The 11,352-nt window shown below is 64.1% G+C and carries 14 protein-coding genes; 4 read left to right on the top strand and 10 right to left on the bottom strand.

The features are described 5' to 3' along the window. Positions 1–60 precede the first annotated feature (60 nt). Positions 61–1,287 carry a TIGR04063 family PEP-CTERM/XrtA system glycosyltransferase gene (locus tag EBBID32_RS13875; protein ID WP_006959101.1) on the top strand — a complete coding sequence of 409 codons (1,227 nt, stop codon included), beginning with the start codon at positions 61–63 and terminating at the stop codon, positions 1,285–1,287. 58 nt (positions 1,288–1,345) lie between these two features. Then, positions 1,346–2,194 (top strand): hypothetical protein, encoded by an 849-nt coding sequence (locus tag EBBID32_RS13870; protein ID WP_006959099.1) that lies wholly within the window; start codon positions 1,346–1,348, stop codon positions 2,192–2,194. Positions 2,195–2,198: 4 nt separating this feature from the next. On the opposite strand, the gene EBBID32_RS13865 is transcribed toward EBBID32_RS13870, so the two are convergent. Beyond that, positions 2,199–2,570: a hypothetical protein gene (locus EBBID32_RS13865; RefSeq protein WP_037490816.1), complete on the bottom strand. Its 372-nt coding sequence runs from the start codon at positions 2,568–2,570 to the stop codon at positions 2,199–2,201. 297 nt (positions 2,571–2,867) lie between these two features. Between EBBID32_RS13865 and EBBID32_RS13860 the strand changes: the two genes are divergently transcribed. Together EBBID32_RS13860 and EBBID32_RS13855 are read left to right on the top strand one after the other, a co-directional pair. After that, positions 2,868–3,536, top strand: coding sequence for a S24 family peptidase (locus EBBID32_RS13860; RefSeq protein WP_006959093.1), 669 nt, complete (start codon positions 2,868–2,870; stop codon positions 3,534–3,536). 112 nt (positions 3,537–3,648) lie between these two features. Continuing rightward, entirely contained in the window at positions 3,649–4,566 is a 918-nt protein-coding gene (locus tag EBBID32_RS13855) for an XdhC family protein (protein ID WP_006959091.1), read from the top strand. A 171-nt stretch (positions 4,567–4,737) separates the two neighbouring features. Here EBBID32_RS13855 and EBBID32_RS13850 read toward each other — a convergent pair whose 3' ends face one another. The 9 genes from EBBID32_RS13850 to rpmH form a co-directional block, all read right to left on the bottom strand. Next, the gene (locus EBBID32_RS13850) at positions 4,738–4,923 is read right to left on the bottom strand and encodes a YbdD/YjiX family protein (protein ID WP_006959089.1); all 186 of its coding nucleotides are present in this window, start codon (positions 4,921–4,923) and stop codon (positions 4,738–4,740) included. Further along, entirely contained in the window at positions 4,920–6,968 is a 2,049-nt protein-coding gene (locus EBBID32_RS13845) for a carbon starvation CstA family protein (protein WP_037490829.1), read from the bottom strand. The genes EBBID32_RS13850 and EBBID32_RS13845 overlap by 4 nt, the downstream gene beginning before the upstream one ends. 70 nt (positions 6,969–7,038) lie before the next feature. Next, positions 7,039–7,443, bottom strand: a complete 405-nt coding sequence (locus EBBID32_RS13840; RefSeq protein WP_156022577.1) for a DoxX family protein — start codon at positions 7,441–7,443, stop codon at positions 7,039–7,041. Beyond that, positions 7,440–7,742, bottom strand: a complete 303-nt coding sequence (locus EBBID32_RS13835) for an alkylphosphonate utilization protein (RefSeq protein WP_006959083.1) — start codon at positions 7,740–7,742, stop codon at positions 7,440–7,442. The genes EBBID32_RS13840 and EBBID32_RS13835 overlap by 4 nt, the downstream gene beginning before the upstream one ends. Before the next feature lie 149 nt (positions 7,743–7,891). Further along, positions 7,892–8,530: a ribosome biogenesis GTP-binding protein YihA/YsxC gene (gene yihA, locus EBBID32_RS13830; protein ID WP_081628095.1), complete on the bottom strand. Its 639-nt coding sequence runs from the start codon at positions 8,528–8,530 to the stop codon at positions 7,892–7,894. 137 nt (positions 8,531–8,667) lie between these two features. Beyond that, a complete protein-coding gene (yidC, locus tag EBBID32_RS13825; protein ID WP_006959080.1) occupies positions 8,668–10,371 on the bottom strand; it encodes a membrane protein insertase YidC in 1,704 nt (567 codons plus the stop codon). Between the two features lie 30 nt (positions 10,372–10,401). Continuing rightward, a complete protein-coding gene (yidD, locus tag EBBID32_RS13820; protein WP_006959078.1) occupies positions 10,402–10,614 on the bottom strand; it encodes a membrane protein insertion efficiency factor YidD in 213 nt (70 codons plus the stop codon). Next, positions 10,611–11,006 (bottom strand): ribonuclease P protein component, encoded by a 396-nt coding sequence (gene rnpA / locus EBBID32_RS13815; RefSeq protein WP_006959077.1) that lies wholly within the window; start codon positions 11,004–11,006, stop codon positions 10,611–10,613. Before rnpA ends, yidD begins: the two co-directional genes overlap by 4 nt. Positions 11,007–11,038: 32 nt before the next feature. After that, positions 11,039–11,173, bottom strand: a complete 135-nt coding sequence (rpmH, locus tag EBBID32_RS13810) for a 50S ribosomal protein L34 (protein WP_006959075.1) — start codon at positions 11,171–11,173, stop codon at positions 11,039–11,041. Between the last annotated feature and the right edge of the window lie 179 nt (positions 11,174–11,352).

The following is an 11,352-nucleotide window of genomic DNA, read 5'->3' as shown; positions in this document are numbered from 1 at the left end:
TCCTCCCTAACGCGACACAGTTGACGGGCCGTTAAACCTTTTTGGCTAAGTCCATGGGCTATGACCCATATTCTTCATGTGCTGGATCACAGCCTGCCATTGCACAGCGGCTACACCTTCCGCACCCGCGCCATATTGCGCGCGCAGATGGCCAGGGGCTGGGAGGTGCGCGGGATCACCGGGCACCGCCACAGCGCGCAGGGACCGCTGGAGGAACTGGTCGACGGTCTCCATTTCCACCGCACCCCCGGTACGCCCGCGACCGGCAATCCGGTGCTGCGCGAATGGCGCGACATTTCCGCCCATGCCGACGCGATCGAGGCGCTGGTGCAGCAGTGGCGGCCCGACATCATCCACGCCCATTCGCCGGTGCTGAACGCCATCGCCGCGCAGCGCGTGGCCAAACGGCACGGCATACCGATCGTCTATGAAATCCGCGCCTTCTGGGAAGATGCAGCGGTCGGCAACGGCACGGGCACGGAGGGCAGCCCGCGCTACTGGCTGACCCGGCAGCTCGAAACCCATGCGGTGCGCAATGCCGATGCGGTCGCCGTCATCTGCGAAGGTCTGCGCGCTGATCTTGCCGCGCGCGGCATCGACCCGGCCAAGATCATCGTGTCGCCCAATGGCGTCGATATGGACCAGTTCGGCAGCCCCGTGCCACGCGATCCTGCGCTGACCGCGAAACTCGGCCTTGAAGGGGCCGATGTCGTCGGCTTCATCGGCAGCTTCTATGATTATGAAGGGCTGGACGATCTGATCGCCGCCATGCCGCGACTCGTCCGCGCCCGGCCCAAGGCAAAGCTGCTGCTGGTCGGTGGCGGCCCGCGTGAGCAGGCGTTGCGCGATCAGGCGCTTGCGTCTCCTTTCGCCGACCATATCGTCTTTGTCGGCCGGGTGCCGCACGACCAGGTCGAACATTATTATGCCCAGATCGACATATTGGCCTATCCGCGCAAGGCGATGCGACTGACCGATCTGGTCACCCCGCTAAAGCCGCTCGAAGCGATGGCGCAGGGGCAACTGGTTGCCGCGTCCAGTGTCGGCGGCCATCGCGAGTTGATCGAGGATGGCGTCACCGGCACGCTTTTCCCGCCCGACGATCCGGCAGGCATGGCCGCCGCGCTGGCGGGCCTGTTCGCCGATCGCAGCATCTGGGACGAACGGCGCGCCGTCGCCCGCGCCTTTGTCGAGCGGGAGCGTAACTGGTCGTCAAACATTTTGCGTTACGAACCCGTTTACCAGCGGCTGCTGGCGCGTCCTACCGGCACGCGCGCGGCCGCCTGAGCAAGGTTGGACAGGCAAAGTGGCCATCAAGGCAGCACAGACAAGAGGGATCGCCATCATGGCGCTGGGCGGCCTGGCCGCAGCGTTGCTGATATTGTGGATTCCGGTCGGGCTGATCGAAATGGTCGTGGCGTCGAGTGGCCTGTCGGAGAGTTTGCCTGCCGCTGCCCCGCCGCTGGGGTTGAAAGCCCGGCTGTTGCTGGCGGGCTTCGTCGCGCTGATGGCGGTGGGACTGATGGGGCTGACGCGCCGGCAGGACCAGGCAGATGAACAAGAGGGACGCAGGTTGCGCGTCCAGGGAGCAAGAAAAATGGGTTTCGCTTTTTCAAAACTGACCGCGCTGGCGCGGGGACGTGCTGCCCCTGTCGATGATGCCATTCCATCGCTGCGCCGCGCTGACGCGCATCCCGATGCACCCGCGCGCGCGCCTATCTTTGCCAGCCGCGATTTCAACGGTCTCGACATTTTTGCCCGCCCTGACGCAATACGCAGGCCGCTGGCGATCCATCCCGAACCGGAGCAGGACGCCATCGTCCCGTCCGCCGGCCTGGTCATGCCCAGCGCGCCCTTGCCGATCGCAGAGGAAGAATTGCCCCAGCCGACCTTCCTGCGCCCGGCCGCCCCTGTTGCTGAACCGGAAGCAGGGCAGGAAGCAGCGGCCCCAGTCGCGCCGCTCGATCCCATCCCGACTCAGGGTCTGTCGATCACCGAATTGACCCAGCGGCTGGAGCGCGGCCTTGCCCAGCGCAGCCGCGCCCCCGCGGCGGATGCTGGCACAGTGCGGGTCATCGCCGACATGCCGGTCACACCCGCCGTGCCGGTGCGCGACATGGTGGCGCAGGACGCCGACGACGCCCTGCGCGCGGCCCTGGGCGCGCTCCGCAACATGGCTGGCCGGGGGCGCTAACCTCTTACCAGTCCTCGATCGTCAGCGCGGACAGTTCCAGCCAGAATTCGGTCCCTTCGTCCCGCACATTGTCGATGATGATGTCGGCGACGAAGTGGCCCGGCAGCGACCATTCGGCGCTCCCGATATCTTCGGCAAAGTCGCAGAAGCGCGTCGCCAGACGCGCGCCGGACAAGCGCAGCGCGATGACATGGCGACGTCCCTCGAACAGGGCGCTCGCCCAGGGGCGACTCACCGCGCGCTCGATCATCGCGGGTGCGCCCGCCCGCTTGAGCAACTGCTCCAGCAAGCGGGGCAGCGGGTCGCGCTGGGTTTTTCCTATCGGTTTGTTTTGGACCAGATTTTCAGGCCTGAATCCATGATGCATGCTTGTCATTGGCTGATGCTCCTGCGATATGTGTTCATGAAATGTTCTATTCGTCTCCTTACGCGGTCCCCCGGCTCGCGCCCTTGGCGCAGGTCGAAAACCAGCCGTGGATCGCGCGTGCTGGCGCGGCCGAAGGTAGTTGGCGGCATGTCATATTGGCGAAGGAATCGTTCGATCGCTTGCAACAGCATCGGCAATTTTCTCCCTTGTTGGTCCGACTCACCCGCTGCAAGTCGATAGGCATATTCCTATCTCTAAGCCAATATCCTACTTGTCTAGGAAAATTCCTATCATTATGGACTGGATATGGATGAATCGCAGAACGCCCGGATCGCGCTGGATCGGCTGATTGCCGAACGGGGGGAAAATTATGCCGATCTGTCCCGGCTGATCGGCCGCAACCCCGCTTACATCCAGCAGTTCATCAAACGCGGCACGCCACGCAAGCTGGATGAGGCGGACCGTCATGTGCTGGCCCGCTATTTCGGCGTGGCTGAACAGATGCTGGGGGGGAGCGCCGCGCCCATGGCAATCCCCGCCCGCACGCGCGGTATGCCCGCCGTCGTGGCGGTGCCCCGCCTGGCGCTGGGCGCATCGGCGGGCGTCGGCACGCTGGACGATGATGAGCGCGCCGCCGGGGTGATGGCGTTCGACGCCCATTGGCTGCGGCATCTGGGGGTGCGGCCGCAGCGCGTCTCGATCATCCGGGTCGATGGCGAATCAATGGCGCCGACGCTCAGCGACGGTGACGACATCATGGTCGATCATGACGATGACGCCACCCGGTTGCGCGACGGCGTCTATGTGTTGCGGCTCGACGGAGTGCTGATGGTCAAGCGGATCGCGATGGGACCATTGCGGGGGCGCTTCAGCGTGGTCAGCGATAACCTGCACTATCCCGACTGGACCGATATTGATCCGACGTTGGTGGATATTGTTGGCCGGGTCGTCTGGACCGGCAGGCGTCTGGTCTAACGCGAGGGGCGTTCCTATCTAGTGGTCCGATTTTGACATTTGCAGACCCATCCCAGCCGCCAGGGGATGCAAATGTCAAAATCAATCCACTAGGCGCCAAAGGAGTCCCGATTTGAACGATAATGGCGCGGTGATCCGCAAGGCTGTGGAGTGGCGTGGCGCAAAGCTGGCGCTGGCGACGGTGGTATCGACCTGGGGTTCAGCCCCGCGCCCGCGCGGCAGCCATATGATCGTACATCAGGACGGGCGCTTTGAAGGCAGTATTTCGGGCGGCTGCGTCGAAAGCGATGTGCTGCATCGCGCAGCCGAAGTGATTGCGGGGCGGGAGGCGCATGTCGCCACCTATGGCGTGGCCGATGGCGATGCGTGGGAGGTCGGCCTGCCCTGCGGCGGGGAAATCGCCGTCCTCGTCCAGCCGGTGGGGGAGGGTGGTTTTGCCCCGGACCTGTTCGACCGCATCGAGGCAGCCAGCGCGCGGGGACGGGCGCTGACGCTGGCGACCGACCTGACCAGCGGGATCACGCGCGAACAGGCGGAGGCGGGCGATTTCCTCAACCGCTATGACCCGCCGCGCCGCCTGCTGATCGTCGGCGCAGTCCAGATCGCCCAGTCGCTGGTCCCGCTGGCGCAGGCGATCGGCGTGACCCCGGTGGTGATCGACCCGCGCGGGCGATTTCTGACCGCCGAACGCTTCCCTGGCGTCGAACTGGACGATCGCTGGCCCGATGAAGCGATCGCCGCGCGCTTCCCCGGCGAATCGACCGCCATCGTGACGCTCAGCCATGACATAAAGATTGACGATCCGGCGCTGGAGGCCGCGCTGCGCGCCCCGACCGGCTATGTTGCTGCGCTGGGATCACGCAAGAGCCATGCCGCGCGATTGGAGCGATTGGCGGCGAAGGGCTTCGATGCCGACGATCTGGCGCGAATCGACGGCCCGGCGGGGCTGGATATCGGCGCGATCGGCGCGGCGGAAATCGCGCTGTCGATTACGGCAGGGATGGTCGCAGGGTTCAACGCCAGGCGCTGAAATGAACTGTCCCCTGCCGCAAGGGATGGGGCAGGGGGCACATCCCTCACGCTGTCGGGCAAAAAGGACGCTGCCCACTACCAAGATGACCGCACAGATCAATCCCGTTATGCGACAAATCCGTAATTTTCTGTCCCAAATTGATATTTTACAGCTGCAATATTACCCGCATCAGCAGCATTTTCCGCCATTTTTGCCGCCATAGCGCGCTTCCTGCCGATCACGAAAAAACTGCGTCCGGTCCATCGCGGGCTGGTCGGGATGATGGAGCAGCATATGCCGCAAATAGGCGTCATAGTCGGGCATCCCGACCATCAGCCGTGCGGTCTGCCGCAACGTCGCCAGAAACCCGCTCATTCGGCAGGCACCAGTTGCGCCGGAATTTCGCGCGCCGTCGGCGCTGCGATTCTCCGGGCGGCGATGCAGGTGCGGATGGTAAAGACCAGCAGGGCCAGCACTACCGACAGGAACAGCGCGACCAGCGCTGCATCGACCCGGTCGTTGAAGATGATGCGCTCCATTTCCGCCATGGACTTGGCCGGGGCCAGCACAGTGCCCGCGTCTGCCGCAGCGCTGAATTTCGCGGCATGGGCCAGGAAACCAAGCTTGGCATCGGCCGAAAACAGTTTGAGCCACCCCGCCGACAAGGTGCAGACCAGCAGCCAGGCGGTCGGGATCATCGTAACCCACGCATAGCGGTCGCGCTTCATGCGGAACAACACCGCTGTCCCCAGCATCAGCGCGATCGCGGCCAGCATCTGGTTGGAAATGCCGAACACCGGCCACAGCGTATTCACCCCGCCGAGCGGATCGGTGACCCCCTGATGCAGGAAAAAGCCCCAGGCCGCGACCGTCAGCGCGGTGGCGACGATGCCCGGCATATGGCTCTTGCTCTCCTTGAAGCTTGGCACGGCCAGTGCGATCAGATCCTGCAACATGAAGCGCCCGGCGCGCGTCCCTGCGTCCACCGCCGTCAGGATGAACAAAGCCTCGAACAATATCGCGAAATGATACCAGAAGGCCTTCATCGCCGGGCCGCCGACGACATGGCTGAATATCTCCGCCATCGCCACCGCCAGCGTCGGTGCGCCGCCCGCGCGGCTGATGATGCTATGTTCGCCTACATCCTTGGCGGTCTGGGTGATGAGGTCTGGCGAAATCGGAAAGCCCATGGCGGTGACGGCGGCGGACGCGCTGGCCGCATCGGTGCCGATCAGCGCGGCGGGGCTGTTCATCGTGAAATAGATGCCGGGGTCGAGGATCGACGCGCCGACCAGCGCCATGATCGCCACGAACGCTTCCATCAGCATCGCGCCATAGCCGATCACCGGGGCATGGGCTTCGCTGGCGATCAGCTTGGGCGTGGTGCCGCTCGAAATCAGCGCATGGAAACCCGACACCGCGCCGCAGGCGATGGTGATGAACAGGAACGGGAACAGTCCACCGGCCCATACCGGCCCGCCGCCATCGACGAACTGGGTCAGCGCTGGCATTTTGAGCGGCGGCGCCATGATGACGATGCCGACTGCCAGCGCCGCGATCGCCCCGATCTTGAGGAAGGTCGACAAATAGTCGCGCGGGGCCAGCAGCAGCCACACCGGCAGCACCGAAGCCACAGCGCCATAGCCGATCAATATCCAGCACAGGGTGAGCGGTGTGAAGGTGAATAGCGGTCCCCAGAAGGGCGATGCCGCCACCGCCTGCCCATAGACGATCGCAGCCAGCAAGCCGACCAGCCCCAGCAAGGACACTTCGCCAATCCGCCCCGGCCTGATCCAGCGGGTGTACGCTCCCATGATCATCGCCAGCGGCACGGTCGCGGCGACCGTGAACATGCCCCAGGGACTTTCGGCCAGCGCCTTGACCACGATCAGCGCCAGTACGGCAAGGATGATGACCATGATCATGAAGGCACCGAACAGCGCGATGGTCCCGGCCCATTGCCCCATTTCCATGCGGATCAGTTCGCCCAGCGACTTGCCGTCGCGGCGCATGGAAATGAACAGGATCATGAAATCCTGCACCGCGCCCGCCAGCACGACGCCGACGATGATCCACAATGTGCCGGGCAGATAGCCCATCTGCGCCGCCAGCACCGGGCCGACCAGCGGCCCCGCGCCCGCAATGGCGGCGAAATGATGGCCGAACAGCACGGTCCGGTCGGTCGCGACATAGTCCAGCCCATCGGCGCGGCGCAGCGCCGGGGTTGGCCGCGACGGGTCGAGCCGCATCACCCTGGTCGCGATGAACAGGGCATAATAGCGATAGGCGACCAGAAAGCAGCTGACCGCCGCCACCACGATCCACAGCGCATTGACCGCCTCGCCCCGCGACACCGCGACAACGCCCAGCGCCACAGCGCCGATCATAGCGATCGCTATCCAGGGAAGATGCCGGGTCATCATGCTCTCTCACGCTCATCTGTAGGAAAGGGCGTACAGTAGGGCGCTGGACCGGAAAGACAATCTCTGGCTAATGCCGTCGGGCAAAGGGCCAGTCGATGACATGGGCCGCCCATAAGGCCCACCAGATGATAACCGGCTGCAACGCCAGACGCGGGCCATGATAGGTCCAGCCCAGATGGGTACCGCCAATCGCTATGTCATTGAAAGAATGGTTGATATTGGCAGGCCACACGCACAGAGCATAGAGCGCAAGTCCAACACCCGCCGCCTTGCGCAGGCGCGGCACCATCAGCCCGGCCGCGCCGGCTATCTCCGCCAGACCCGTCAGGAAAATCACCGTGGCAGGGAAGGGAACCCAGCCCGGCGTGATCGCAATGAAGCCGCCGGGCGATCGCAGATGCGCCACCCCCGCAGCCAGATAAGCCAGTGCCAGCACCCACCGCGCGACCCGCCGGGTGTGGCTCTCGATCACCGCTTGCGGACGAACTCGGCGCGCAGCACCAGTCCCTTGATCCCGTCAAACTTGCAGTCGATTTCCTGCGCGTCACCGGTCAGCCGGATCGACTTGATCAGCGTCCCGCGCTTCAACGTCTGGCCCGCGCCCTTGACCGTCAGATCCTTGATCAGCGTTACCTGGTCGCCATCGGCCAGCAGGTTACCCACCGAATCGCGCACTTCGACCGTGTCGGTAGCAGCGCTGTTGGCGGTGGCGTCGGCAGCGCTGATCCATTCGCCGGTCGCTTCGTCATAGACATAATCGTCGTCAGCCATGGTCGGTTCCTCAACGCACAATATGGTTCCTCCCCCTGTGGGGGGAGGTGGCAGGGCGTAGCCCTGACGGAGGGGTATCACCCTCTCGATAGCACGACACCCCTCCGTCTGGCCTGGGGCCATCCACCTTCCCTTAAAGGGGAGGATTTTCAACCGATCGTCACCGCTTCCAGCACTGCCGTCCGCAGTTCGGGCAGGCCCATGCCCTTCTCGCTCGACGTGGCGATGATGTCGGGGTGGGCTGCGGGACGCTTGCGGATCGCCAGCGCGGTCTGTTCGGTCACGGCTGCCAGTTCGCTTGCCTTGATCTTGTCCGCCTTGGTCAGGATGATGCGATAGCTGACCGCCGCGCCGTCCAGCATGTCCAGCATGTCGGTGTCGACCTCCTTGATGCCATGGCGGCTGTCGATCAGCACCAGTGCGCGCTTCAATGCCGCGCGCCCGCGCAGATAGTCGTTCACCAGGAATTTCCATTTGCGCACCACATCCTTGGGTGCCTTGGCATAGCCATAGCCGGGCATGTCGACGAGGCGGAAGCGGAGCGGTTCCCCCACTTCAAAGAAGTTCAGCTCCTGCGTCCGCCCCGGCGTGTTGGACGTGCGCGCCAGATTGTTGCGGTTGGTCAGCGCATTGAGCAGCGATGATTTGCCGACATTGGAGCGTCCCGCAAAGGCGACTTCATTGACCGCCATGTCGGGCAGATATTCCAGCGTCGGCGCGGATTTGAGGAAGGTGATCGGCCCGGAAAAAACCTTGCGCGCTTCTTCGGTCAGGTCAGGGGAGTCCATGTCGTTCACCTTTCAAATCCTCCCCCACCGGGGGAGGGGGACCGCGCCCGAAGGGCGTGGTGGAGGGGTCTCGCCCTCTAGATAGCGCGATACCCCTCCGTCTGGCCTTCAACTCCCCTTGCAGGGGGGGATGATACCTACTTCGCGACCGCCGTGCTCAGCACGGGGTGGCGCCGGTACAGCCACCATTGCTGCGCCATCGACAGGCAGTTGTTGGTGATCCAGTAAACCAGCAGGCCCGCCGCGAACGGCGCCATGATGAACATCATCATCCACGGCATGATCGCGAAAATCTGCTGCTGCATCGGGTCCATCTGCGCGGGGTTCAGCTTGAACTGCAACCACATCGAAATGCCCAGCAGCACCGCCAGCACGCCGATCGCCAGGAAGGCGGGCGGGGTGAAGGGCAGCAGGCCAAACAGGTTCAGGATATGCAGCGGATCGGGCGCGGACAGATCCTTGATCCACAGCACGAACGGCTGATGCCGCATTTCGATCGTCAGCATCAGCACCTTGTAGAGCGCGAAGAAGATCGGGATCTGGATGAAGATCGGCAGGCATCCGGCCAGCGGATTGACCTTCTCCGTCTTGTACAGCGCCATCATCTCCTGCTGGAGCTTGGGCTTGTCGTCCTTATATTTCTCCTGCAGCGCCTTCATCTTGGGCTGCACCGCGCGCATCGCCGCCATGCTGGCGAACTGGCGCTGGGCGACCGGGAACATCAGGCCGCGCACCACGAAGGTCAGGCAGATGATCGCCACGCCGAAATTGCCCAGCGTCTCGAACAGCCAGTGCAGCAGCGCAAAGATCGGCTGCTCGAACCAGTAGAACCAGCCCCAGTCGATCGCGCGGTCGAACAGCTTCACACCATCGCGTTCATAGGCCTGAAGCGTCTTGACCTCCTTGGCCCCGACGAACAGCCGCTGCGTCTGCGTGACGGCCTTGCCCGGTGCCAACATGGTGGACGCCAGCGCGACATCGGCCTGATATTGCGTGCCAGCGCCTTTGCGGAACTGCGCCGCGACATCGGCATCCTTGCCCGGCACCAGCGCCGACAGCCAATATTTGTCGGTGAAGCCGATCCAGCCGCCCTTGGACTGGAAATCGCGGGTGGACGGACCTTCATCCAGATCCGCATAATTCACGTCATAATTGGCCGCGTTGTTGAACACGCCCATCGGGCCGATATGGATGGTCCAGGTATCGGGGTCCTTGGGCACGCTGCTGCGGCTGATATAGCCATAGGGCTTTACGCCGACCGTGCCGGTGCCGCTGTTCGACACCTTCTGCGCGGCGGAAATCATGTAATTTTCATCGACCGACAGGCGGATCTCGAACGTCTGGCCCGCGCCATTATTCCATGTCAGCGTAACGGGGCTGGTCGGGGTCAGTGCGCTGCCCTGCGCGGTCCAGACCGTATCCTTGCCCGGCGTTTTCAGCCCTTCGCCCTGCCAGCCGAAACCGGCAAAATAGGCGTCCTGCGTGCCAGCGGGGCTATAGAGCCGCACGGCGGGCGAATCCTTGGCGATCGTCTCGCTATAGGTCGGCAGCACGATGTCATCGATGCGCGCGCCCTTCAGGTTGATCGACCCGTCCAGCTTGGGCGTGCGGATCGGGATGCGCGGGCTTTCCTTCAGCACCAGCGCGCGGTCGCGAATCGCGGTCACGCTGTCGGCGGCAGGGTCCGCTGCGGGGTTGGCGACCGGCGTGGTCTTGCCACCCTCTATCTTCGTCGCGGGCGGATTGGCCGCCGGGAAGAAATAGGTCGAAACATAGGGCCAGCCGAACAGGATCGCTGCGGTCAGCAGCACCGCCAGAATGATATTCTTCTTGTCGTCCACTTTGTTCGGCTCCGCCGTCTTATATCTGTGTCAGGGAACCGGGTCATAGCCCGAACCGCCCCATGGATGGCATCGCATTAGCCGCTTCCCTGCCAACCAGCTACCCTTGATCGCGCCATATTTGCGCACCGCCTGGATCGCATATTCCGAACAGGACGGGGCATAGCGGCAGGAAGGGGGCAGGATGCGCGAAGGGCCGATCTGCCAGAAGCGCGCGATGAGGATGAGGATGCGGGCGATCATGTGCCGCCAGTCCCTTTGCCCCGGCCATGACCGGCCCGCGCGTGGTTGCGCGGCGGCGCGTCGCCGGGTTGGGGGGCGCGCGCAATCTTGCGTAGCGCCTTTTCCAGCTCGGTCCGCAGCAGGGCGAAGTCGCGTTCCTTGCCGCCGTCACGGCCGATCAGCACATGATCGGCACCGGCATAGCCATGCAGCGGCAGCAATTCGCGCGCGAGAACGCGAAAGCGGCGCTTCATCCGGTTACGGATGACGGCGCCGCCAATCTTTTTCGTGACCGTGATGCCGAATCGCATCGCCGGATCGCCATCTTCGCGGTCACGCACCAGCAGGACGAATCCCGGCATGGGTGCGCGCTTGCCGCGATTGGCCGCCAGGAAATCGGCCCGCTTGCCCATAATGGCAGGCGCGGCCGAAGGCGGCCCTTCGATCAGGCGCTCAGGCTCTTGCGGCCGCGCGCACGACGGGCGCGGATGATGTTGCGGCCGCCGGGGGTCGCCATGCGGGCGCGATAACCGTGACGGCGCTTCCGAACCAGATTGCTCGGCTGAAAAGTGCGCTTCATCGTTCATTCCTCAAAAAACAACTAGAGAATCGGGCGTGACAAAAAAGGGCCGCCAAAGCAGCGGCCGCATGTTCAGGGGGCGTCCGATAGGCAAATGGGGGGGGGAAGTCAATGGCGGAGGGTGGTGAGATATTGCCTAAATGGGTTCCTCCCCCAGCGGGGGAGGGGGACCGTTCGCG

The sequence above is a fragment of the Sphingobium indicum BiD32 genome (genome assembly GCF_000382885.1).
Lineage (GTDB): Bacteria > Pseudomonadota > Alphaproteobacteria > Sphingomonadales > Sphingomonadaceae > Sphingobium > Sphingobium japonicum_C.
This window is presented reverse-complemented; position numbering and strand designations above follow the sequence as displayed.